This window comes from Streptomyces sp. NPDC006193, from assembly GCF_040613915.1.
In the GTDB taxonomy this organism is placed as follows: Bacteria; Actinomycetota; Actinomycetes; order Streptomycetales; family Streptomycetaceae; genus Streptomyces.
This window is the reverse complement of sequence record NZ_JBEXTB010000014.1, coordinates 63705-86392: the sequence shown is the minus strand read 5'-3', so window position 1 is coordinate 86392 and position 22688 is coordinate 63705. Positions and strand designations below refer to the sequence as shown.

Below are 22688 nucleotides of genomic sequence, written 5' to 3'. Positions count from 1 at the left end.
GGGGGCCGTGCACTTCGCACCTCCCGGAAGGAAGCCCTCAGCCATGGCCATGGACGCCATCTCCGTCATCCGCACCAAGCGGGACCGCGGCGAGCTGACCGACGAGCAGATCGACTGGGTCATCGACGCCTACACCCGCGGCGAGGTCGCCGACGAGCAGATGTCCGCGCTCGCCATGGCGATCCTGCTGAACGGCATGAACCGCCGCGAGATCGCCCGCTGGACCGCGGCCATGATCGCCTCCGGTGAGCGCATGGACTTCTCCTCGCTGTCCCGCCCGACCGCCGACAAGCACTCGACGGGCGGCGTCGGCGACAAGATCACCCTGCCGCTGGCCCCGCTCGTCGCGGCCTGCGGCGCGGCCGTGCCCCAGCTCTCCGGCCGGGGCCTCGGCCACACCGGCGGCACCCTGGACAAGCTGGAGTCGATCCCGGGCTGGCGCGCCCTGCTCTCGAACGAGGAGATGCTGCACGTCCTCGACACCACCGGCGCGGTGATCTGCGCGGCGGGCGACGGCCTGGCCCCCGCGGACAAGAAGCTGTACGCGCTCCGCGACGTCACCGGCACGGTCGAGGCGATCCCGCTGATCGCCTCGTCGATCATGTCGAAGAAGATCGCCGAGGGCACGGGCTCGCTGGTCCTGGACGTGAAGGTCGGCACCGGCGCCTTCATGAAGACGATCGAGGACGCCCGCGAGCTGGCGTCCACGATGGTGGGCCTGGGCACCGACCACGGTGTGCGGACGGTCGCGCTCCTCACGGACATGTCCACCCCCCTCGGCCTGACCGCGGGCAACGCCCTGGAGGTCCGCGAGTCGGTGGAGGTCCTGGCGGGCGGCGGCCCGGCGGACGTCGTCGAGCTGACGATCGCCCTGGCCCGCGAGATGCTCGACGCGGCCGGCGTCGAGGACGCCGACCCCGCGAAGGCCCTGGCCGACGGCTCGGCGATGGACGTGTGGCGCCGGATGATCGCGGCGCAGGGCGGCGACCCCGACGCCCCGCTGCCCACCTCGAAGGAACAGCACGTGGTCAAGGCCCCGGCCTCGGGCGTGCTCACCCGCCTGGACGCCTACGACATCGGCATCGCCGCCTGGCGCCTGGGCGCGGGCCGCGCCCGCAAGGAGGACCCGGTGCAGGCGGCGGCGGGCGTCGAGATGCACGCCAAGCCGGGCGACACCGTGACCGCGGGCCAGCCCCTGCTCACGCTGCACACGGACACCCCCGAGCGCTTCGACTACGCGCTGCAGGCGGTGGAGGGCTCCTACGACATCGCGGCGCCGGGCACCGCCTTCCAGGCCACGCCGGTCGTGCTGGAGCGCATCGCCTGACCTGCGCGACTCCCGCTCGGGGCGAAGGGGACCGGTGTCTGCGCACCGGTCCCCTTCGTGCTCCCCGACGGCTGGGGAGCCCTGCCGGCCGGCCCGGCGCCGCCCGGGCGCACAGCCCGCCCACGCGGCCCGGACCGGGCGGCCACGGCCGTGCGGGCGGGGCGGTGACGGGCCGGTCGCGATGAGTTCCGGCCGGGCCGCCGGTCTACCGCACGTGGATGCCGAGAAGCCCGCCGTGCTCGTGCTGCCCGGTCCCGTCGGCCGTGCGGAGGCGGCACGGCTCTGTGCCGGCCTGCGGGCGCTGCTGGAGGGCGGCGGCGCCGGGGTGGTGGTGTGCGACGTGGGCGGGCTCGGGCCGCCGGGGCTGGCGGCCGTCGAGCTGCTCGCCCGGCTCCAGCTCACCGCCCGCAGGGCCGGCGGGCGGATCCGGCTGCGGAACCCCGATCCCGCGCTATGCGCCCTGCTGGACCTGGTCGGGCTCCGCCTCCAGGTGGAGGGGCAGGCCGAAGAGGGGGAACCAGCGCCCGGTGTCGAGGAAGCAGTGGAAACCGGTGATCCGGCCGTCTGAGACCTCCAGCACCTGCACCGCCCACGGAGTGAACCCGCCGCTGTCCGGGTCCGGCTTGTACTGGGCGAAGCCCGGCAGGCCGTTCGCCTCGACCGGCAGCAGACGGGAGCCGGCGCAGGAGGCGCCGAGCGTGGTCATGAAGCCGGTGATGTCCGCCGTGCCGCGCAGCCACAGGTCGAACGGCGGCATCGTCATCACGGCGTCCTCGTGCAGCAGCGCCGTCAGCGCCGTCATGTCGTACCCCTCGAATGCCTTGACGTAGCGCTCCAGGAGCCTGCGCTGCTCCTCGTCCAGCGGGTCGGACACCGCCCCCTCGGCCCCCGCGTCCCCGCGAGCGGCCAGCGTGGCCCGGGCCCGCTGCAACGCGCTGTTCACCGAGGCGACCGTGGTGCCCAGCAGCTCGGCGACCTCGCTCGCCCTCCAGGCCAGCACCTCGCGCAGGATCAGCACCGCCCGCTGCTTGGGCGGCAGTTGCTGCAGGGCCGCCATGAAGGCCAGCCGGACGGACTCCTTGGCGACGGCGGCCTCGGCCGGGTCGGTCACGGCCGGCAGCACCCGGGCGTCCGGCACCGGCTCCAGCCAGGTGTGGTCCGGGCGGGGCGACAGCGCCGCCTGCGCGAGCGGGGTGGACTCCGTCAGGTCCATGGGTCTGGCCCGCCTGTTGCCCGCCGCCAGCATGTCCAGGCACACGTTCGTCGCGATCCGGTACAGCCACGAGCGCAGGGAGGACCGGCCCTCGAACGAGCCGTAGCCGCGCCATGCCCGCACCAGGGTGTCCTGCACCGCGTCCTCGGCCTCGAAGGAGGACCCGAGCATCCGGTAGCAGTACCCGGTCAGCTCGGTCCGGTGCTTCTCCAGTGCGACGTCGATGTCCGCCGTCGCCGTGGTCTCGCCCATCGTCCACCCGCCCCTGTGGCCGTCCTGTCCGCGCGTCGTCGCGCCCCAGCACTCAGGAAGCTACCCCAGCCCACTGACAACGGCCCGGCGAGCGGAGAAGGCGCAGCTCAGGACGTCGGTCCCGACGGCAGGAGCGGCCGGGTCAGCGCGCGCCCGCCGGTTCGGGCCGGCCCGCCGAACGGGCCGCCCGCGTGCCGAGCAGGGTGATCGCGACGACGCCGAGGACCGCGAGGAGGCCGACGCCGACCGTGCCGGCCCAGCCGTCCGAGCGGAAGGCCAGCGCGCCGGCCGTGCTGCCGGCGCTGGAGCCGATGTAGTACGCGGACTGGTACAGCGCCGAGGCCTGCGCGCGGCCCCGGGCGGCGGTCCTGCTGACCGCCGAGGAGGCGACCGCGTGCCCGGCGAAGAAGCCCGCCGTGATCAGCACCAGGCCCAGCAGGACCAGCGGGAGGGAGGCGGTCAGGGACAGCAGCAGGCCCGCCGCCGTCGTGCCGCCCGCCAGGTACAGCGCGCCCCGGCGGCCGCACCGGCCCACCAGCCGGCCCGCGGTGGACGCGGAGACCGTGCCCACCAGGTACACCAGGAAGATCGAGCCCACGACGCCCTGCGGCAGCCCGAACGGCTCGGCGGTCAGCCGGTATCCGATCACCGTGTACACGCCGCCGAACACCGTCATGAACAGCGCGCCGATCGCGTACAGGCGGCGCAGCAGCGGGTTGCCGAGGTGGCCGCGGACGGTGCCGAGCAGCACCCGCGGGCGCAGTGAGCCCGCCGTGAAGTGCCGCGGCGCCGGCAGCAGCAGCCGGAACGCCACCGCGCAGGCGACCGCCAGGACGCCGATGACGCCGACGGAGATCCGCCAGCCCCACTCCTGGGCGACCCAGCCGGTGATCACCCGGCCGCTCATCCCGCCGACGCTGTTGCCCGCAACGAACAGCCCGATGGCCGTGACCAGCGCCTTCGGCTGCACCTCCTCGGCCAGGTAGGCCTGCGCCGAGGCCGGGAGCCCGGCCAGCGCGGCGCCCTGCACGGCCCGCAGCACCACCAGCGCGCCGAGCGACGGCGCGAACGGCACGAGCAGGCCGACCGTGACGGCGACGGCCAGCGAGGCCGTCATCACCGTACGGCGGCCGAAGCGCTCCGACAGGGCGCTCATCGGCAGCACGAACAGGGCCAGCCCGCCGGTCGCCGCGGCCACGGTCCAGCTCGCCTCGCTCGCCGTGACCCCGAACTCGCCGGAGATCAGCGGCAGCAGGGCCTGGGTGGAGTAGAGGAGGGCGAAGGTCGCCACTCCGGCGAGGAAGAGGGCGAGGCTCATCCGGCGGTAGCCGGGGCCGCCCGGGGCCGTACGGGAGTCGGAGCCGGAAGGGGGAACGGGTGAGGCGGCGCCCACGCGGGTGGACGCCCCGGTACTGGCGGGAGACATGCCTCGACCGTACGGACGGCCCCGCTCATCCGTCCAATGCACGGAACCGCCATAATCGTTCCCATGCTGCATCAGCAGAGGTCACAGGAGCGGCTGTCACCGTCCGGTGACACAGAAGACGTGCACAAGACGGTGCGGCTGCTCGCGCCGCGGCTCGCCCACTTCGCCGGCGTGGCCCGCACCGAGCACGTCACCCGGGCCGCGCAGGAGATGAACGTCCCGCAGTCCACGCTGTCGAGGACGATGGCCCGCCTGGAGCAGGACCTCGGCGTCGACCTGTTCGCCCGCCACGGCCGCACGGTGTCCCTGACCACCGCCGGCCGCACCTTCCTCGCCGCCGTCGAACGGGCCCTCGCCGAGGTCGAGCGCGCCGTCGAGGAGGTCCGCGCGGACGCCGACCCGGCCACCGGCAAGGTCGCCTTCGGCTTCCTGCACACCATGGGCGCCGAGACCGTGCCCGCCCTGCTGCACGCCTTCCGCGCCGATCACCCGCGCGTGCGCTTCAGCCTGGTCCAGAACTACGGCGAGGCGATGCTGGAGCGGCTGCGCGCCGGCGAACTCGACCTCTGCCTCACCTCGCCCGTGCCGGACGCCCCCGACCTGGTCGCCCGCCGCCTGGACGAGCAGAAGCTCCGCCTCGTCGTCCCCGCCGACCACCGCCTCGCCGGACGCCGCCGCATCCGCCTGGCCGAGGCGGCCGACGAGACCTTCGTCACCCTGGAGCCCGGCTACGGCCTGCGGCGCATCACCGACGCCCTGTGCCGCGAGGCCGGCTTCGCACCCCGCATCGCCTTCGAGGGCGAGGAGGCGGAGACGCTGAGGGGCCTGGTGGCGGCAGGTCTGGGGGTGGCCCTGCTGCCCCCTCCGACGGTCCCCAGACCGGGCGTGGTGGAACTGGCGGTCACCGCACCGAGAGCGGTACGGGAGATCGGCGTCGCCTGGCTGGCCGACCGCCCGGACACCCCGCCCGTGGCCGCCTTCAAGAAGTTCCTGCTCTCCAGAAGGGGCAACCTGCTGCACACCTAGGCGCGCGGGCGGCGTCCCTATCGCCGCAGCGACCTGCCGAACCCGGCGGCCAGCGGCATCCGCAGTCCGATCGGCGGCGGGGCGGCGAGGGCGTCCTCCACCGGCCGTGACACCGGGTGCCCGAACAGCGCCCCCATGGCGAAGTCCACGGCGAGACAGAGCACTTCCTCCCGGTGCCCGTGCAGGCCGTGTCCGTCGGAGTGCACCTCGAACCGGCACACCTCCCGGTTCGCCTTCTTCGCCCGCGCCGCGAACCGGAACGACAGCTCGGGGTCGGTGCGTCCGTCGTTCGTGCCGTGCACGATCAGCACCCGGCGCCCGGCGAGCTGCTTGACCGGCTCGGCGGGCGCGGCCACGTCCTCCTCCGGCAGCCAGGGGGCGAGGGCCACCACGGAGCCGACGGCCTCGTGCCCGCCGGCCCGCAGCGCCGCGCGTGCGCCCATGTCCACCCCGGCCAGGCAGACCGGCACGTCCCCGTAGCGTCGTACGACCTCCTCGGTGGCCCACTCGGCGTCCGCCGCCGGATGCGCCTCGCTGCCGTTCCAGCCGCGATAGCGGTAGTGGACGGGGTGGACGGCCAGCCCCTCGGCCCGGCCCGCGCGGGCGAGCGCGCGGCCCAGGGAGCGGACGAGGGTCATCGCCCGGACGGGGGACGGACGGCGGGCGGAGACCTCCTCGCCGCCGGGGAGCAGCAGCACCGCTCCGCTCACCGAGGCCGGCTGCGGGCCGACCGTCTTTCCGAGCCTGGCCGTTCGGGCCGGCGTCGCTTGCTGTCCCATGACAGAACAGTGTCAGAAGGGGCGGTGCACCAAACCCGTCGGTGCGGTCACCGTTGCGTATCGACGGAAAAGAGCCGGAGAACAGTCGCCGCGCACACCGCCGCCTCTACGCGCGTAGGAGTTAGAGTGCGGAAATGACGAGCCAGACTGCACCGACGGGGGACGGCCCGGCGGCCGTCCCGGCGCACGTTCCCACGCCGGACCAGATCCGCCGTGCGCCCAAGGTACTGCTGCACGATCATCTCGACGGCGGACTCCGCCCGGAGACCGTCGTGGACCTGGCCCGGGAGACGGGCTACCGCGATCTGCCCGAGACCGACCCGGACAAGCTGGGGCTCTGGTTCCGCGAGGCCGCCGACTCCGGCTCGCTGGAACGCTATCTGGAGACCTTCCGGCACACCGTCGGCGTGATGCAGACCAGCGACGCCCTGGTCCGGGTGGCCCGCGAGTGCGCCGAGGACCTCGCCGAGGACGGGGTCGTCTACGCCGAGGTCCGCTACGCGCCGGAGCAGCACCTCGACGGGGGGCTCTCCCTGGAGGAGGTGGTGGAGGCCGTGAACGAGGGATTCCGGCAGGGCGAGCGGCGCGCTCGGGACAACGGCCGGCGGATCCGCGTCGGCGCCCTGCTGACCGCGATGCGGCACGCGGCCCGCTCCCTGGAGATCGCCGAACTCGCCAACCGCCACCGGGACTCCGGCGTGGTCGGCTTCGACATCGCCGGCGCCGAGGCCGGCTATCCGCCCACCCGGCACCTGGACGCATTCGAATTCCTCAAGCGGGAGAACAATCATTTCACCATCCACGCCGGCGAGGCCTTCGGGCTGCCGTCCATCTGGCAGGCGCTGCAGTGGTGCGGCGCCGACCGGCTCGGGCACGGGGTGCGGATCATCGACGACATCGAGGTCCGCGAGGACGGCTCGGTCCGGCTCGGCCGGCTCGCCTCGTACGTCCGGGACAAGCGGATCCCGCTGGAGCTGTGCCCCAGTTCCAACCTGCAGACCGGGGCCGCGCCCTCCTATGCCGAGCACCCCATCGGACTGCTGCGCCGGCTGCATTTCCGGGCCACCGTGAACACCGACAACCGGCTGATGTCGCACACCACGATGAGCCGGGAGTTCGAGCACCTCGTCGAGGCGTTCGGTTACACCCTCGACGACCTGCAGTGGTTCTCCGTCAATGCGATGAAATCAGCGTTCATCCCTTTCGATGAACGATTGGCGATGATCAATGACGTCATCAAGCCGGGATATTCGGCGCTGAAGTCCGAATGGCTGTTCCAGCAGACCGCCTCCACCAGCGGTTCCGGCGGCGCCCAGAGATGAAAGCCCGGCATTCCGGCCCCGGAATGCGGACGCGTGCGCGCACACCGTCCGCATTCCGGGGTTTGCGGCGGGCGGCTTGCGGTGTTTACGGTCGTGGACCGCTCAGATCGTTCCTGATCTCCCGTCTCCGCAATGCAAGGACGCATTCACCATGAAGCAGTCTGCTGCCAAGAGCCTGGGCGTCGCCGCCCTCGGTGCCGCCGTCGCCGCCGTGGGCGCGGGCGCCGCCCACGCGGCCCCGGCCGCCCCGGACGCCGGCCGGACCCTGGACACCGTCACCAGGACGCTGCCGTCCGAGCAGCTCGTCGAGGCGCTGCCCGGCAGCGGTCCGGCCAAGGCGCCGGCGCCCGTGGCCAAGCGCGGTGGCGCCGTGAAGCCGGCCGGCGGCAAGGGCGCGTCCGCCGCGCGGCCCCTCGGCAAGAGCGTCCTCGCCGGAAGCCCGACCAAGCCGGCCGCCCGGCTGCTCGGCGGACTGCCGCTGCGGGGGCTGCCCACGCACGGTGTGCCCGTCAACGGGATCCCGGTCGGCTGACACCGGCCTCGGCCCGACGCGCGCGGGGCGCTCCGGCGGGGCCGGACGCGCCCCCGTGGTCTGCCGGGCTGCCGGCTCACCAGGCGGTGCGGACCTTGTCCTCCGAGGGCAGCAGGATCCACAGCGCTATGTACAGCAGGAACTGCGGGCCCGGCAGCAGGCACGACAGCAGGAAGATCACCCGCATCGTGGTCGCGGAGGTGCCGAAGCGCCGCGCCAGCGCGGCGCACACTCCGCCGATCATGCGGCCGTGGGTGGGGCGGGCAAGGCGGGTCATGGTCGCTCCTGTCGTGTTCTCGGCCCGCTTCCGGACCGGTGGCCGGGGCCGCCCGGGTGGCGGCCGCTGTGTCCGGCTGTGTTCCACGGTACGGAGACGAAGGGGGCGAAGCGTCGCTCTACGGGGCGATCCCGACCCTGGGAATCGTCGGGGTGCGTCCCTGAGCCGGCTCCTCCTGGACGCCGACCGGCGGCCCGGCCGCACCGGGTTCCCGCAGGCCCCGCCGCCGCAGCCAGGCCCGGCCCGCCGGTACGGCGACCAGATGGGCCACGACCACCCCGGCCGTGTTCAGCAGCAGCGAGTCGACGTCCACGACCCGTCCCGGCACATCGGTCTGCAGCAGGGCGATGCCGAGGGAGACCAGGGCGCCGGCCGCGGCCGTGCGGACCAGCGAGGCCGGCGCGGAGACGGCGAGCCTGCCGTGCGCCATCGGCAGCAGCACGCCCAGCGGGGCGAGCAGCGCGAGGCCCTCGCCGAGGGGCTCGGCGGCCTGCGGCCAGCCCAGTGCCAGGTCGGCGCGGATGCCGGCCAGCGGGCGCAGATTGGGCGGCAGCACCCAGGGGACGTCCAGGGGGCGCAGCATCAGCCAGGCGACGAGGGCGAGGTGTACGACGAGGAGCACGCCTCCTGTCACACGGATGCGGAACGCGGCGGTGCCGCCGAAGGAGCCTTGACGCTGCACGACCCCCTAGACGCGGGGGCGGCGCCGATCGGTTCCGCCGCGCCGCCTTCCCGGCGCGGCCGGCCCCCGCCCCACGGGCCCTGCGGCCGCCCGCCCCACGGGCCCGGCGGCCGCGCCCGCCCCGGCGGACCGGCGGCCGGGGCCGTCCGTCGCCCCGCCCGCGGCCTACTCGGCGCCCGCGACCGCGCTGGACGGCGGCCGTGCGGAGCCCGGCCGGCCGCGTACGTCGTCCGTGCACTCGTAGCGGCGCAGACCGCTCCTGCCGGGGCCGCCCAGGATGACCGAGCCGTCCCCCTCGGTGGCGGCGGAGTCGGACAGGGTGCAGACCAGCTGGGCGAGGGCGTAGGGCGAGAGCCGGCCGGGGGCGGTGCTCAGGCGCAGGCTCTCCTCGGGGTCCTCCGGGCCGGGCGCGGACACGCTCATGCCGCCCGGCACGTACGTCGTGTAGCCCGCCGCCCTCTCCGCGGCCGACGGCGACGCGGCGAGCTGGTCCAGCAGCCCCTGCGCCACGATCACCCGGCGCCGGGCGTCCGCGGTGCCCTCGGGGACCCGCACGGCCCGGTCCACGGCCACCAGGGACGCCCCGCACAGCAGGAACACCTGCACCGGCACCCCCCGCGAGGACTGCGCGGGCAGGTCGGGCCCGGCCAGCGAGCACGGCACCCGGGACGGCGCCGGCCCGAAGTCGGTCGGCACCTCCGTGGCCCGGATGCCGCAGCCCGTGAGCAGCGCGCCCAGGAGGGGCAGCGCCAGCAGGCGTCGTACGGTCATGACCCCTCCTTTCCTGATCCGTTCTGCCGGTCGGCGCCGCCGTTCCCGCCGTCCCCGCCGTCCTGGTCGCCCTTGCCGTCGCGCTCGGTCAGCCGCGAGGCGTCCCGCGGCAGCCGCAGCGTGAACACCGCGCCGCCCTCGGGGGAGTTGGCGGCGGTGATCTCCCCGCCGTGGATGTGGGCGTTCTCCAGGGCGATGGACAGGCCCAGTCCGCTGCCCTCGGAGCGCGGGCGGGAGGCGCTCGCCTTGTAGAAGCGGTCGAAGACGTGCGGCAGGACGTCCTGCGGGATGCCGGGCCCGTGGTCGCGGACGGAGATGACGACCTCGTCCTCCTCCCCGCGCTCCTCGCGCACCGACACCCGCACCGGCGAGCCGCCGTGCTTGAGCGCGTTGCCGACCAGGTTGGCGAGGATGACGTCCAGGCGGCGCGGGTCGAGGCGGGCGTGGATGCCGCGCTCGGCGTCCAGCTCCACGGCGTCCAGCCAGGCGCGGGCGTCGATGCAGGCGGTGATCTGGTCGGCGACGTCCACGTCGTCCAGGACCAGCCGGGCGGTGCCCGCGTCGAAGCGCGTGACCTCCATGAGGTTCTCGACCAGGTCGTTCAGCCGCCGGGTCTCGCTGACCACCAGGCGCACCGCGGGCTCGACCATCGGGTCGATGCCGCCGGCCTCCGACTCCAGCTCCTCCTCCAGCACCTCCGTGACGGCGGTGATGGCGGTGAGCGGCGTCCGCAGCTCGTGCGACATGTCGGCGACGAACCGGCGGGACGCCTCGTCCCGCGCCGCCATCTCCGCGACCCGCTTCTCCAGCGCCTCGGCCGCGTTGTTGAACGTCCGGGACAGGTCGGCGAGTTCGTCGGTGCCGGACACCCGCAGCCGGGTGTCCAGCCTGCCCTCGCCCAGTCGCCTGGCGGCCGTCCCGAGCCGCTGCACCGGCTTCAGCACGGTCGTGGCGGCGGCCTGCGCGAGCAGCGCGGCGCCGATCAGCGCGAGCCCCGTGGCGATGCCCAGCGACCAGGCCAGCGAGTTGAGGTCCTTGGCCTCCGGCTCCAGCGACTTCGCCATGTAGCCGGTCGGGCCGCCGCCGAGCACGCGCGTCCCGGCCACGAGGTACGGCGTGCCGTCCTCCACGACCCGCTGCCAGTACAGGTGGTAGGGCTCCCTGTTGGACTTGGTCGTCCGCTGCCGCTTGGCGACGGCCGCGCGCAGCGACCGCGGCACGTCCTCCAGCGCGAAGCCGTTGATGCCGCCCGAGGTGCCGTACACCGTCTTGCCGTCGGCGTCCTCGGCCACCAGGAGCACGCTGAAGCGCTGGCTGCTGGCGGCCATCTGGCCGGCGGCCCGCTGGAGCTGATCCTGCGTCGGGTGCTCCGGCAGCGCGCCCACGCGGTTCTGCATCTCCTGCCGGAAGTCGCGCAGCACCGCGTCCTGGGCCCGCGTGAGCACGGCCTCCCGGTTGAGCCAGTAGGCGATGCCCGACGCCGACACCGCGGCGGTGAGCGCGACGAGCGCGAACACCACCACCAGCCGCAGCCTGAGGCTGGTGAACCGCAGCCGCGACAGACTTCCCCTGCGCCCCGCGGCCCAGCCGCGCAGCCCCCCTCGCGTGTCGGTCACTGAGGGGCGTCCAGGCGGTAGCCGACACCACGGACGGTCCGGATCAGCGTCGGCGACGACGGCACGTCCTCGACCTTGGCCCGCAGCCGCTGCACACACGCGTCCACCAGGCGGGAGTCGCCCAGGTAGTCGTGCTCCCACACCAGCCGCAGCAGCTGCTGCCTGGACAGCGCCTGCCCGGGCCGGCGGCTCAGCTCCAGCAGCAGCCGCAGCTCGGTCGGGGTGAGCTGGAGGTCCTCGCCGTTCTTCGTGACGGTCATCGCCGACCGGTCGATGACGAGGTTGCCGAACGTGGCCGAGTCGCTGGACTCGCGCTCCCCGCGCCGCAGCACGGCCCGGATCCGGGCGTCCAGCACCCGTCCCTGCACGGGCTTGACGACATAGTCGTCGGCGCCCGACTCCAGGCCGACCACCACGTCGATGTCGTCGCTGCGCGCGGTCAGCAGAATGATCGGCAGCTGGTCGGTGCGCCGGATGCGCCGGCACACCTCGAACCCGTCGATGCCGGGCAGCATCACGTCCAGCACGATCAGATCAGGCCGCTGCTCGCGCAGCAGCTTCAGACCGTCCTCACCGCTGGCAGCGGTGGCCACCCGGTGTCCCTGGCGCGTCAGGGAGAGCTCCAGGGCCGTGCGGATGGCGTCGTCGTCCTCGATCAGCAACAGGGAAGGCACGGGGCTCATTCTGGCCCATGGAGGGGCCGCGGGACGACCTGCGGGACCGATCCCCGCGCACCGCCACCACCCGTGTGCCGTCCGTGACACGGGTGCGCCCCGCCCCTGTGACAGGTCTGTGACAGTCGGCGGACACGGCGATGAAGTGCCCCCGGCAGTCTTTTCGGCACGGGCACGGCGGGGAGCCGGCGACAGCCCGGAGCGAGACAGAAGCACCGGAAGTCCACGACGGGGAGCGCGAGATGAACACGCTGCACGGCATCAGCACCAGCGCAGTGGTCACGCGTCTGCACGACGTGCACCGGGGTTCCGAGAAGTCCGGTGCCGCGCAGGGCGCCTCGCTGTCCGAGCGCAACCGGGAGCACGGGGGAGGGCGGGGGTGCGCCCGCGGCGCCGGACGCCAGCACACCGCCCATGCGCAGGGGCTTCAGCCCTACATGACGGTGGTCGACGCCCGGGGCGAAGCCGCCCGGGGAGAGGCTCACGGGGGAGCCGCGTACCGGGAGGACACGGGGGAGCGTCGTTCGCTGACCGAGGCGGAGTTCACCGCCTACGTCCAGGAGCGCCGCGCCTCCCTGTACGCCACCGCCTACCACCTGACCGGCGACCGCTTCGAGGCCGAGGACCTGCTGCAGAGCGCGCTGTTCTCGACGTACCGCGCCTGGGACCGGATCAGCGACAAGGCGGCGGTCGGCGGATACCTGCGCCGCACGATGACCAACCTGCACATCAGCGCCTGGCGGCGCCGCAAGCTCAACGAGTACCCGACCGAGGAACTGCCGGAGGCGCCCGGCGAGACGGACGCGATGCGCGGCACGGAGCTGCGCGCGGTCCTGTGGCAGGCGCTGGCCCGGCTGCCCGAACTCCAGCGCACCATGCTGGTCCTGCGCTACTACGAGGGCCGCACGGACCCGGAGATCGCGGACATCCTCGGCATCAGCGTCGGCACGGTGAAGTCGAGCATCTGGCGGTCGCTGCGCCGGCTGCGCGAGGACGAGGTCCTCAGCTTCGGCCGTGACCTGGAGGACGCCTTCGGCGAACTGGTCGCCTGAAGGTACGGGGGGAACCGGGCCACTGGGGGGTGGCCCACGGGGGGGGAACGGGGGAAACGGGGGATGCACGGGAGCGGGACCGGTCGGCCGGGGGTCCGACCGGTCCCGCTCCGCGTGCGTGCGGGGCTGCCGGGCGGGAGGGCCTAGGCCGGCGTCCGCTGCGGGACCTGGCGGGCGGCCGCCGCCAGCCGGCCGAGCGCCTCGTCCCGGTCGCAGGGACGCGCGCCCAGCGACACCTGGCGGGCGACGATCGAGCGTTCCGTGCGCATCAGCCGCCAGCCGCGGCGCAGCAGGAACGGCACCGACTTGCGGCCCTCCCGCAGGTCGCGCAGGAAGCGCCGGCGGAAGGTGGTGACCGGGCCGCGGGTCAGGCACAGCGCGTCCGCCAGCACCCCCAGCTCGCGGCAGCGGCCGACGATCTCCGCGGCGAAGACGCCCTCGGCGATGAACAGCGGGGCGGCGCCGATGTGCAGGGTCTCCTCGCCGGTGCGGGCGCTCAGCGCGAGGTCGTACACCGGCACCGGCGTCGATCCCGTGGCGCACAGCCGGGCGATGGCCTCGACCGCGACGTCCGCGTCCCAGGACGCCGGATGGTCCCAGTCGATGTCCGAACTCCCCGCGACCAGGGGCAGAGTCGGGTCGTCACCCTCCTTGTAGAAGTCGTCCAGGCGCAGGACGGGGAGCCCGGAACGGGCGGCGACGAGTGACTTTCCCGAACCGGAGGGGCCGCACAGCAGCACCACACGGGCGGGAGACGGGGGATGAGGGCTCACGGAACACCAGTTTGACGCATGGCGGGCGCCCTGCCGACCCCGTGGGTCGGCTTTTGAGCGTGAGGCGCACCTCAACTACCCTACGTGTCGACAGTCTCACCCTGCGCACCAGAAGGTGGCACCAGCGATGGCCCGACACAGCTCCCCCCAGCACTCCACCGCGCAGCGCGCCCTGATCGCCCTGGTGACCGCCGGGGCGGCCCTGGGTGCGGGGGCGGCGACGGCGTCCGCCGACGACTCCGTCCCCGTCGCCGGCCTCGCCCACGCGCCGGTGGACCTCGGCGACGCCGACCCGCAGGCGGGCGCGCGCGCCCTCACCGGCGCCGTGGGCTATGTGACCGGCCCGGTCGCGGGCCTCAAGCCCAACCCCCTCGCGGGCACGGGGGTGGACCCGCTGGACAACGGGGTGGGCACCCAGGTGGCCGACTTCAAGCCGGTGTCGTCCAGGGCGCTGACGGGCCCGGTGGCGCAGGCCCCGTCGATCGGCAGCGTGCCGGTGGCGGGGCAGGTCCTGACGTCCGTGGGAGGCTGACAGCCCCCGAGGGCGTGCGGCCCGGCCGCGGTGACGCGGCCGGGCCGGGGCACACCCCGTCCCGGCCGCGCCCCGGTCGCGCGCCGCGTACCGACCGCGTCAGTAGGACGACCCGGACGCCCCCAGCGACCCGGTCGGGTGCCAGACGGTCTTCGTCTCCAGGAACGCCGTCATCCGGTCGGTCCCCGGCGTGGCGAAGTAGTCCACGGCCTGTGGACGCACCACCCGCTTCAGGTTGTCGGCCGCCGCGATCTCCAGCTCCTTCGCCAGCTCCTCGTCCGCGCCCGCGAGGTCGATCGCGTTGACGTCCTGGTGCGCGGCCAGCGGCGCCGCGATCTCCGCCGTACGGCCGGACAGGATGTTCACCACACCGCCCGGGACGTCGGAGGTGGCGAGCACCTCGGCGAGGGACAGGGCGGGCAGCGGGGCCTTCTCGGAGGCGACCACGACCGCCGTGTTGCCGGTGGCGATCACGGGGGCCAGGACCGAGACCAGGCCGAGGAACGACGACTCCTGCGGGGCCAGGACGGCGACCACGCCCGCCGGCTCCGGGGAGGAGAGGTTGAAGTACGGGCCCGCGACCGGGTTGGCGCCGCCGATCACCTGGGCGATCTTGTCGGTCCAGCCCGCGTACCAGACCCAGCGGTCGACGGCCGCGTCCACGACCGCCGCCGCCTTCGCCTTCGACAGGCCCTCGGCGTCGGCCACCTCGCGCACGAACTGCTCGCGGCGGCCCTCCAGCATCTCCGCGACCCGGTACAGCACCTGACCGCGGTTGTAGGCGGTCGCGCCGGACCAGCCGCCGAACGCCTTGCGCGCGGCCACGACCGCGTCCCGGGCGTCCTTGCGCGAGGACTGCGGCGCGTTGGCCAGCCAGTTGCCCTTGGAGTCGGTCACCTCGTACACCCGGCCGCTCTCGGAACGCGGGAACTTGCCGCCCACGTACAGCTTGTAGGTCTTGAAGACACTCAGTCGCGCGTCAGACATCGAGGTACGCCTCCAGGCCGTGGCGGCCGCCCTCGCGGCCGAAGCCCGACTCCTTGTAGCCGCCGAACGGCGAGGCCGGGTCGAACTTGTTGAACGTGTTGGACCAGACGACGCCGGCCCGGAGCTTGTTCGCGACGGCCAGGATCCGGGAGCCCTTCTCGGTCCAGACGCCCGCGCTCAGGCCGTACGGCGTGTTGTTCGCCTTGGCGACCGCCTCGTCCGGGGTGCGGAAGGTCAGCACCGACAGCACCGGGCCGAAGATCTCGTCGCGGGCGATGGTGTGCGCCTGGGTGACGTTCGTGAACAGCGTCGGCGCGAACCAGTAGCCCGCCGAGGGCAGTTCGCAGGCCGGGGACCAGCGCTCGGCGCCCTCCGCCTCGCCCTGGTCGGCCAGCGCGGTGATCCGGGCCAGCTGCTCCGCGGAGTTGATCGCGCCGATGTCGGTGTTCTTGTCCAGCGGGTCGCCGAGGCGGAGCGTGGACAGGCGGCGCTTGAGGGAGTCCAGCAGCTCGTCGTGGACGGACTCCTGCACCAGGAGGCGGGAGCCCGCGCAGCAGACCTGGCCCTGGTTGAAGAAGATGCCGTTCACGATGCCCTCGACGGCCTGGTCGACCGGGGCGTCGTCGAAGACGATGTTGGCGCCCTTGCCGCCCAGTTCGAGGGTCAGCTTCTTGCGCGTGCCCGCGACCGTCCGCGCGATCTCCTTGCCGACCGCGGTGGACCCGGTGAAGGCGACCTTGTTCACGTCCGGGTGCGCGACGAGCGCGGCGCCCGCGTCGCCGTAGCCCGGAAGGATGTTGACGACGCCCCTGGGCAGCCCCGCCTGGCGGCAGACGTCCGCGAAGAACAGCGCGGACAGCGGGGTGGTCTCCGCCGGCTTCAGCACGACCGTGTTGCCGGTCGCGAGCGCCGGGGCGATCTTCCACGCGAGCATCAGCAGCGGGAAGTTCCACGGGATGACCTGGCCGGCCACGCCCAGCGGGCGCGGGTTCGCGCCGAACCCGGCGTGGTCGAGCTTGTCGGCCCAGCCCGCGTAGTAGAAGAAGTGCGCGGCGACCAGGGGCAGGTCCGTGTCGCGGGTCTCCCGGATCGGCTTGCCGTTGTCCAGCGTCTCCAGGACCGCCAGCTCACGGCTGCGCTCCTGGATGATCCGGGCGATGCGGAACAGGTACTTGGCCCGCTCGGCGCCGGGCAGCGCCGACCACCCCTCGAAGGCCCTGCGGGCGGCTCCGACCGCGCGGTCGACGTCCTCGGTGCCGGCCCGGGCGACCTCGGACAGCACCTCCTCCGTGGACGGCGAGACGCTCTTGAACACCCTGCCGTCGGCCGCCTCGGTGAACTCGCCGTCGATGAACAGGCCGTAGGAGGGGGCGATGTCGACGACGGAGCGCGACTCGGGCGCCGGTGCGTACTCGAATGCGGAAGACCGCTTCTCGATGGTCATGGTGATCAGTCCACCGTCACGTAGTCGGGGCCGGAGTAGCGGCCGGTGGCCAGCTTCTGGCGCTGCATCAGCAGGTCGTTCAGGAGCGAGGAGGCGCCGAAGCGGAACCAGTGGCTGTCCAGCCAGTCCTCGCCCACCGTCTCGTTGACCAGGACCAGGAACTTGATCGCGTCCTTGCTGGTGCGGATGCCGCCCGCCGGCTTCACGCCGACCTGGACGCCGGTCAGGGCGCGGAAGTCGCGCACCGCCTCCAGCATCAGCAGGGTGTTGGCCGGGGTGGCGTTGACGGCGACCTTGCCGGTGGAGGTCTTGATGAAGTCCGCGCCGGCGAGCATGCCGAGCCAGGAGGCGCGGCGGATGTTGTCGTACGTCGACAGCTCGCCGGTCTCGAAGATGACCTTCAGGCGGGCGCCGCCGCAGGCCTCCTTCACGGCGACGATCTCCTCGTACACCTTCAGGTACCGGCCCGCGAGGAACGCGCCCCGGTCGATGACCATGTCGATCTCGTCGGCGCCGGCGGCGACCGCGTCGCGCACGTCGGCCAGCTTCACCTCCAGGGCGGCGCGGCCGGCCGGGAAGGCGGTGGCGACGGAGGCCACCTTGACGCCGGAGCCGGCGACGGCTTCCTTGGCGACGGCCACCATGTCGGGGTAGACGCAGACCGCGGCCGTGGTGGGCGTGGTGCGGTCGGTCGGGTCGGGGTGGACCGCCTTGGCGCCGAGCGCCCGGACCTTGCCCGGGGTGTCCGCGCCTTCCAGCGTCGTCAGGTCGACCATCGAGATGGCGAGGTCGATGGCGTACGCCTTCGCGGTCGTCTTGATGGAACGGGTGCCGAGGGAGGCGGCACGCGCCTCCAGGCCGACCGCGTCGACGCCGGGCAGCCCGTGGAGGAAGCGGCGCAGCGTGCTGTCGGACGCGGTGACGTCGGCGAGCGCGTGCGCGGCGGGTGCAGTACTGGGCATGGTCACCAGACGAGCATATCTACGCGCGTAGCGGCTGTACACCCCTCAGCGCTCGTCCAGAACCCCGAGATCACGGATGAGCGCCGGTTGCCGGGAGCGCGACCGCGCCGGCGCGGGCGTCGTGCAGAATCGGGGCCATGACCACCCCCGACCGCCCGTCACCCGCGTCACCGTCCCCGGCGCCCGTCGCCAGGGACCGGGTCTACCGCTCGCCCATGGCGCTCGTCGGCGGCGCGCTGCTGCTCGCCATCGTGCTCTGGCTGGGCGGCGACGCGCTGTTCAACGGGCACGGCCGGACCCCGTGGCTGGCGCTGGCCGGGATGATCCTGGTCGTACCTCTGGTGACCGCCTTCACCCTCCGCCCTGCGGTCTTCGCGAACGAGGACCGGCTGCGCGTCCGCAACCCCTTCCGGGTGATCACCCTGCCCTGGGGCGAGATCGCCGCCCTGCGCTCCGGCTACTCCAACGAGGTCGTCGCCAGGTCCGGCGCCAAGTACCAGCTGTGGGCCATCCCGGTCTCGCTGCGGGCCCGCAAGAAGGCGGCCCGCCGGCAGCAGCGGGCGGCGGCGGACGCGGCACGCGGCCTGACGCCGGGCGGCCGGGCCGGCGGGCCGGCAGCGGGCGGCCCGGGCCTCGGCGGTCTCGCCCTGCGCGGCCAGGACTCCGGACCGGTCCGGGCGCAGACCGACCAGATCATGGACGACCTGCGGGACCTCCTGGAACGCCGCGGCGAGGCGGACGGGACCCAGGAGGAGCCGAGGGTGCGCTGGGCCTGGGAGGTGGCCGCGCCGGCGGTGGCGGGAGCGGTGCTGCTGGCGATCCTCCTCGCGGTGGGCTGAGGCCCCTCGGGGAGCGGGACCTCTCCTCCCGGCGGGCCGGGCTGCCGCCCGCGGGGCGCGTGCCGCGGCTCCTGTCCGGGCGGACCCGTCCGGCGCGCGGCAGGGACGAGGTGTTCCGTACGGCCGGCGCGCACCGACGGCGTCGCCCCCGCGCGCAGGCGGTCGGCGACCGGGGGCGTGCGGGCACAGCACAGGGCGCCGCCGTCCGCCGCGGCCGCCCGCGCCGAGTGGTCCGGTTCGCACCCGCGCGGCCGGCACGCCCCGCGGGTCCCCCACCCGGCGGGCCCCTCGTCCCCTCTCACCCTCTCCCACCGCAGGTCTGTCCCACCGCACGTCCGGAAGGGATGACCACGGCCCCGCGGCGCCCGCTGCCCCTGTCCGCCTCCGCCCTCCCCGACGGCTGCCCTCCCCGGAACGGGGAGCAGTCCCGCCGATGGCTCGACGCGCTGCCCCCGCGGTGGGCGCCCATGCCGTCGCGGACGGGCGGGCAGGCGCTCGCCCTGGTCGCCGCCACGGCGGTGACCGGCCTGCCGGCCGTCCTGGCCTGCCGGCCGTGCTGGGCGGCCGGCGGCCGTGGCCGGGCGCGCTCATGGCGCTGCACGTGCCGTGGCTGTGCGCGCGGCCCGAGTTGCCCCTCCCGCCATTGGGCTGCTCCTGGCGCGTCCGGCACCGAGCCGGCCGGAGGCGGCGCCCCCTGGCGGTGCGCCCCGGTGGGTGGCGGCGGTCAGATGCCGGCGGCCGCCGACAGGTCGCGCTTGATGGCCGCGAGCAGTTCCGCCGCGCGGGCGCGGGCCGCCGGCAGGCCGGCGTGCGTGGTCACCGGCACGACGACCTCCAGGTAGCACTTCAGCTTCGGCTCCGTGCCGCTGGGGCGGACGATGACGCGGGCGCCGGTGAGGGTGTAGCGCAGGCCGTCGGTGGGCGGCAGCGTGTCCGTGCCGCGGGTCAGGTCCTCGGCCCGGGTGACGGGCAGGCCCGCCAGCTCGGTCGGCGGCTGCTCGCGCAGGCGGCGCATCGCGTCGGCGATCAGGGACAGGTCCTGGACGCGCACCGAGAGCTGGTCGGTGGCGTGCAGGCCGTGCTCGACGGCGAGGTCGTCGAGGAGGTCCAGCAGGGTGCGGCCCTCCTCCTTCAGCACGGACGCCAGCTCGGTGATCAGGAGCGCTGCCGTGATGCCGTCCTTGTCGCGCACGCCCTGCGGGTCCACGCAGTAGCCGAGGGCCTCTTCGTAGCCGTAGCGCAGGCCGTCGACGCGGGCGATCCACTTGAAGCCGGTCAGCGTCTCCTCGTACGGCAGACCCGCCTTCGCGGCGATCCGGCCGAGCAGGGAGGACGAGACGATCGACTCGGCGAGGACGCCCCGCGCGCCGCGCCGTACCAGGTGGGCGGCGAGCAGCGCGCCGACCTCGTCGCCGCGCAGCATGCGCCAGTCGCCGCCGTCCTTGACAGCCACCGCGCAGCGGTCGGCGTCGGGGTCGTTGGCGATGACCAGGTCCGGGTCGGCCGTACGGGCCCGCGCGAACGCCAGGTCCATCGCCCCCGGCTCCTCCGGGTTCGGGAACGCGACCGTCGGGAAGTCCGGGTCCGGGTCGGCCTGCTCGGCGACCAGCACCGGCTCGGGGAAGCCGGCGCGGGCGAAGGCGGCCAGCAGGACGTCCCGGCCGACGCCGTGCATCGCCGTGTACACCGTGCGGGCGGTGCGCGGGGAACCGGCGGCCAGGACGGCGTCCGTACGGGCCAGATAGGCGTCCAGGACCGCGTCGTCCAGGGTCTCCCAGCCGGAGTCCGGGCGGGGCACGTCGTTCAGCGAGGCGATGGCGGCGATCTCGGCGGCGATCTCCGCGTCGGCGGGCGGCACGATCTGGGAGCCGTCGCCGAGGTAGACCTTGTAGCCGTTGTCCCGGGGCGGGTTGTGGCTGGCGGTGACCTCCACGCCCGCGACGGCGCCGAGGTGCCTGATGGCGAAGGCCAGCACGGGGGTGGGGAGGGGACGCGGGAGCACGGCCGCGCGCAGGCCGGCGCCGGTCATCACCGCGGCGGTGTCGCGGGCGAAGTCGGCGGACTTGTGGCGGGCGTCGTAGCCGATGACGACGAGGCCCCCGGTGTGGCCGTGCCTCTTCAGGTACGCGGCGAGGCCGGCCGCGGCGCAGATGACGACGCTGCGGTTCATGCGCATCGGGCCGGCCCCGAGCTCGCCCCGCAGTCCGGCGGTGCCGAACTGGAGGGTGCCGCCGAAGCGGGCCGACAGTTCCTCGACGTCACCGGCCTCGATCAGCGCGGCGAGTTCGTCGCGGGTCTCCTGGTCCGGGTCCTCGGCGAGCCATGCGCTGGCCTTGGCCATGAGATCGTCGTGCACCTTGGGATCAACCTCTCCTGTGTCTGCCTGGTCGCCCCGGGGGTCCGGCCCCCGGCCTCCGTGCTCCGCGCCCGCCGCCCGGCCGGCGGGCGGACGGGCGGGGCGGCGGGGCCGCCGCCGGCGACGCCCGCACCCCGCTCACCGTTCGTGCCGCGCCGCTCGTCCGTCCCGGCGCGGCCCGCCCTGCCGCGCTTCCGCCGAGCGGCACGCGGCACCACGCCTCCACCCGGCGGCACGCCGGGCGGCGCCGCGTCCGGTCAGATGCGGCCCAGCACCTGGGCCAGCAGCTGGCCCATCCGGGCCGCCGAGTCGCGGCCCGCCTGGAGGACCTCCTCGTGGTTCAGGGGCTCCCCGGTCATGCCCGCGGCCAGGTTGGTGACCAGGGAGATGCCCAGCACCTCGGCGCCCGCCTCGCGCGCGGCGATCGCCTCCAGGACCGTGGACATGCCGACCAGGTCCGCGCCGATGACGCGGGCCATGCGGATCTCGGCCGGGGTCTCGTAGTGCGGGCCGGGGAACTGGGCGTAGACGCCCTCCTCCAGGGTGGGGTCGATCTCCTTGCACAGGGCGCGCAGGCGCGGCGAGTACAGGTCCGTCAGGTCGACGAAGTTCGCGCCGACGATCGGGGAGGTGGCCGTCAGGTTGATGTGGTCGCTGATCAGCACCGGCTGGCCGGGGCGCATGCCCGCGCGCAGACCGCCGCAGCCGTTGGTGAGGACCACGGTCTTGCAGCCGGCGGCGACGGCGGTGCGCACACCGTGCGCGACGGCGGCGACGCCACGGCCCTCGTAGTAGTGCGTGCGGCCCAGGAAGACCAGGGCGCGCTTGTCACCGGAGGAGTACGAGCGGACCTTGCCGCCGTGCCCCTCGACGGCCGGCGGCGGGAAGCCGGGCAGCTCGGTGACCTGGAACTCGGCGTCGGGGGCGCCCAGCGCGTCCACGGCGGGAGCCCAGCCGGAGCCCATCACGAGGGCGACGTCGTGGGTCTCGGCGCCGGTGAGTTCGCGCAGGCGCGCGGCGGCGGCGTCGGCGGCGGCGTAGGGGTCGCCCTGGATGTCGTCCGGAAGAAGAGATGCGTTCACGCGGACGAGGGTAGCCGCTCTTCGCCTACGCGCGTAGATGACGGAGCTCACGGGTTTGCGTCAGTCGACCCGCAGGTTTTCGCGGAGCGCCGGCGAAAGCGTGCGAAAGGTGCGGAACCGGCACGGAGGTCGCCGGGTGCGCAGCGAGGCGCGGGAGACCGCCGTGGGAGGCCGCGACCTCCGACGAGGCCGCGGCCGCGACCGGGGAGGCGGAGGGAGGGACCGGACGGGCTCCGCTCAGCAGGGGCGCTTGCGCAGCTCCATCACGTAGTCGTGCGGGGCCCCCGCCGACTCCGCCGCGTCGGCGATCTCGCCCAGGTAGCGCGCCGAGGGCAGCCCGCCCTCGTACCCGTCGAGGACGTACGCCCAGGCGGGCTCCTCGCCGTCCAGGGTGTGCACGCGCACCCGTACGCGCCGGTAGATGCCGAGCCCCACGCCCTCCCACCGGTCGAGCGACTCCTCGTCCATGGGCGCGATGTCGTACAGACCGACGAAGACCGACGCCAGCGGGTCCTCGACGATGGTCGCCAGCGCCCCCTCCCAGCCCAGCTGCTCGCCGCCGAAGGTCAGCCGCCAGCCGTTCAGCCAGCCGGTGGCGCGCAGCGGCGAGTGCAGGGCGCGGCGGGACATCAGACGCGCGTCGAGGTTGCCGGCGTACGCGGCATAGAGCGACATGGAGAGAGGGTACGGCAGCCGCCCCGCGCGCCCCGGGCGTCCCGCGGGTGCTTCGGCGCCGCCCCCGGGCAGTGGCACCTCGGGGCGTG

23 protein-coding genes are annotated in these 22688 nt (G+C 74.4%); 8 read left to right on the top strand and 15 right to left on the bottom strand.

The window, feature by feature from the left end:
• Nucleotides 1-43: 43 nt before the first annotated feature.
• Both ABZ261_RS15840 and ABZ261_RS15835 read left to right on the top strand, forming a co-directional pair.
• On the top strand, nt 44-1327 hold the full coding sequence (locus tag ABZ261_RS15840; RefSeq protein ID WP_356859418.1) for a thymidine phosphorylase: 1284 nt from the start codon (nt 44-46) through the stop codon (nt 1325-1327).
• 181 nt (nt 1328-1508) lie between these two features.
• Nucleotides 1509-1895, top strand: a complete 387-nt coding sequence (locus ABZ261_RS15835; RefSeq protein ID WP_356859416.1) for an STAS domain-containing protein — start codon at nt 1509-1511, stop codon at nt 1893-1895.
• On the opposite strand, the gene ABZ261_RS15830 is transcribed toward ABZ261_RS15835, so the two are convergent.
• Nucleotides 1779-2792: a sigma-70 family RNA polymerase sigma factor gene (locus ABZ261_RS15830; protein ID WP_356859414.1), complete on the bottom strand. Its 1014-nt coding sequence runs from the start codon at nt 2790-2792 to the stop codon at nt 1779-1781. The genes ABZ261_RS15835 and ABZ261_RS15830 overlap by 117 nt on opposite strands.
• Nucleotides 2793-2934: 142 nt before the next feature.
• The gene (locus ABZ261_RS15825; protein WP_356859412.1) at nt 2935-4218 is read right to left on the bottom strand and encodes an MFS transporter; all 1284 of its coding nucleotides are present in this window, start codon (nt 4216-4218) and stop codon (nt 2935-2937) included.
• Nucleotides 4219-4281: 63 nt separating this feature from the next.
• On the opposite strand from ABZ261_RS15825, the gene ABZ261_RS15820 reads away from it, so the two are divergent.
• On the top strand, nt 4282-5244 hold the full coding sequence (locus tag ABZ261_RS15820; RefSeq protein ID WP_356859410.1) for a LysR substrate-binding domain-containing protein: 963 nt from the start codon (nt 4282-4284) through the stop codon (nt 5242-5244).
• Between the two features lie 17 nt (nt 5245-5261).
• Here ABZ261_RS15820 and ABZ261_RS15815 read toward each other — a convergent pair whose 3' ends face one another.
• The gene (locus ABZ261_RS15815; RefSeq protein WP_356859408.1) at nt 5262-6023 is read right to left on the bottom strand and encodes an alpha/beta hydrolase; all 762 of its coding nucleotides are present in this window, start codon (nt 6021-6023) and stop codon (nt 5262-5264) included.
• A 134-nt stretch (nt 6024-6157) separates the two neighbouring features.
• Between ABZ261_RS15815 and ABZ261_RS15810 the strand changes: the two genes are divergently transcribed.
• Complete coding sequence (locus ABZ261_RS15810) at nt 6158-7345, top strand: adenosine deaminase (RefSeq protein ID WP_356859406.1); 1188 nt, start codon at nt 6158-6160, stop codon at nt 7343-7345.
• 151 nt (nt 7346-7496) lie between these two features.
• A complete protein-coding gene (locus tag ABZ261_RS15805; RefSeq protein ID WP_356859404.1) occupies nt 7497-7877 on the top strand; it encodes an ATP-binding protein in 381 nt (126 codons plus the stop codon).
• Nucleotides 7878-7953: 76 nt separating this feature from the next.
• Here ABZ261_RS15805 and ABZ261_RS15800 read toward each other — a convergent pair whose 3' ends face one another.
• From ABZ261_RS15800 to afsQ1, 5 genes are all read right to left on the bottom strand, one after another.
• A complete protein-coding gene (locus tag ABZ261_RS15800; protein ID WP_356859402.1) occupies nt 7954-8154 on the bottom strand; it encodes a PspC domain-containing protein in 201 nt (66 codons plus the stop codon).
• A 118-nt stretch (nt 8155-8272) separates the two neighbouring features.
• Nucleotides 8273-8836: a VanZ family protein gene (locus ABZ261_RS15795; RefSeq protein ID WP_356859400.1), complete on the bottom strand. Its 564-nt coding sequence runs from the start codon at nt 8834-8836 to the stop codon at nt 8273-8275.
• Nucleotides 8837-9001: 165 nt separating this feature from the next.
• Nucleotides 9002-9607, bottom strand: a complete 606-nt coding sequence (locus tag ABZ261_RS15790; protein ID WP_356859398.1) for a hypothetical protein — start codon at nt 9605-9607, stop codon at nt 9002-9004.
• Nucleotides 9604-11223 carry a HAMP domain-containing sensor histidine kinase gene (locus ABZ261_RS15785; RefSeq protein ID WP_356859396.1) on the bottom strand — a complete coding sequence of 540 codons (1620 nt, stop codon included), beginning with the start codon at nt 11221-11223 and terminating at the stop codon, nt 9604-9606. Before ABZ261_RS15785 ends, ABZ261_RS15790 begins: the two co-directional genes overlap by 4 nt.
• Nucleotides 11220-11897, bottom strand: a complete 678-nt coding sequence (afsQ1, locus tag ABZ261_RS15780) for a two-component system response regulator AfsQ1 (protein ID WP_106980762.1) — start codon at nt 11895-11897, stop codon at nt 11220-11222. Before afsQ1 ends, ABZ261_RS15785 begins: the two co-directional genes overlap by 4 nt.
• Before the next feature lie 242 nt (nt 11898-12139).
• Here afsQ1 and ABZ261_RS15775 point away from each other — a divergent pair, with 242 nt between their 5' ends.
• Nucleotides 12140-12949: a SigE family RNA polymerase sigma factor gene (locus ABZ261_RS15775; protein WP_356859394.1), complete on the top strand. Its 810-nt coding sequence runs from the start codon at nt 12140-12142 to the stop codon at nt 12947-12949.
• Between the two features lie 143 nt (nt 12950-13092).
• On the opposite strand, the gene ABZ261_RS15770 is transcribed toward ABZ261_RS15775, so the two are convergent.
• Nucleotides 13093-13722: a uridine kinase gene (locus tag ABZ261_RS15770; protein WP_356859392.1), complete on the bottom strand. Its 630-nt coding sequence runs from the start codon at nt 13720-13722 to the stop codon at nt 13093-13095.
• Nucleotides 13723-13849: 127 nt separating this feature from the next.
• Here ABZ261_RS15770 and ABZ261_RS15765 point away from each other — a divergent pair, with 127 nt between their 5' ends.
• Nucleotides 13850-14254: a hypothetical protein gene (locus tag ABZ261_RS15765; RefSeq protein ID WP_356859391.1), complete on the top strand. Its 405-nt coding sequence runs from the start codon at nt 13850-13852 to the stop codon at nt 14252-14254.
• Nucleotides 14255-14353: 99 nt separating this feature from the next.
• On the opposite strand, the gene ABZ261_RS15760 is transcribed toward ABZ261_RS15765, so the two are convergent.
• Genes ABZ261_RS15760 through deoC form a run of 3 tightly spaced genes read right to left on the bottom strand, consistent with a single transcriptional unit; the run spans nt 14354 to nt 17647 of the window.
• On the bottom strand, nt 14354-15241 hold the full coding sequence (locus tag ABZ261_RS15760) for an aldehyde dehydrogenase family protein (RefSeq protein ID WP_356859389.1): 888 nt from the start codon (nt 15239-15241) through the stop codon (nt 14354-14356).
• On the bottom strand, nt 15234-16685 hold the full coding sequence (locus tag ABZ261_RS15755; RefSeq protein WP_356859387.1) for an aldehyde dehydrogenase family protein: 1452 nt from the start codon (nt 16683-16685) through the stop codon (nt 15234-15236). The genes ABZ261_RS15760 and ABZ261_RS15755 overlap by 8 nt, the downstream gene beginning before the upstream one ends.
• A 5-nt stretch (nt 16686-16690) precedes the next feature.
• On the bottom strand, nt 16691-17647 hold the full coding sequence (gene deoC / locus ABZ261_RS15750; RefSeq protein ID WP_356859384.1) for a deoxyribose-phosphate aldolase: 957 nt from the start codon (nt 17645-17647) through the stop codon (nt 16691-16693).
• Between the two features lie 137 nt (nt 17648-17784).
• Here deoC and ABZ261_RS15745 point away from each other — a divergent pair, with 137 nt between their 5' ends.
• Nucleotides 17785-18486: a PH domain-containing protein gene (locus ABZ261_RS15745; RefSeq protein WP_356859382.1), complete on the top strand. Its 702-nt coding sequence runs from the start codon at nt 17785-17787 to the stop codon at nt 18484-18486.
• Between the two features lie 724 nt (nt 18487-19210).
• On the opposite strand, the gene ABZ261_RS15740 is transcribed toward ABZ261_RS15745, so the two are convergent.
• The 3 genes from ABZ261_RS15740 to ABZ261_RS15730 form a co-directional block, all read right to left on the bottom strand.
• Nucleotides 19211-20842, bottom strand: coding sequence for a phospho-sugar mutase (locus tag ABZ261_RS15740; RefSeq protein ID WP_356859380.1), 1632 nt, complete (start codon nt 20840-20842; stop codon nt 19211-19213).
• A gap of 257 nt (nt 20843-21099) precedes the next feature.
• The gene (locus tag ABZ261_RS15735) at nt 21100-21924 is read right to left on the bottom strand and encodes a purine-nucleoside phosphorylase (protein WP_356859379.1); all 825 of its coding nucleotides are present in this window, start codon (nt 21922-21924) and stop codon (nt 21100-21102) included.
• A gap of 237 nt (nt 21925-22161) precedes the next feature.
• Complete coding sequence (locus ABZ261_RS15730) at nt 22162-22599, bottom strand: gamma-glutamylcyclotransferase (RefSeq protein WP_356859377.1); 438 nt, start codon at nt 22597-22599, stop codon at nt 22162-22164.
• Between the last annotated feature and the right edge of the window lie 89 nt (nt 22600-22688).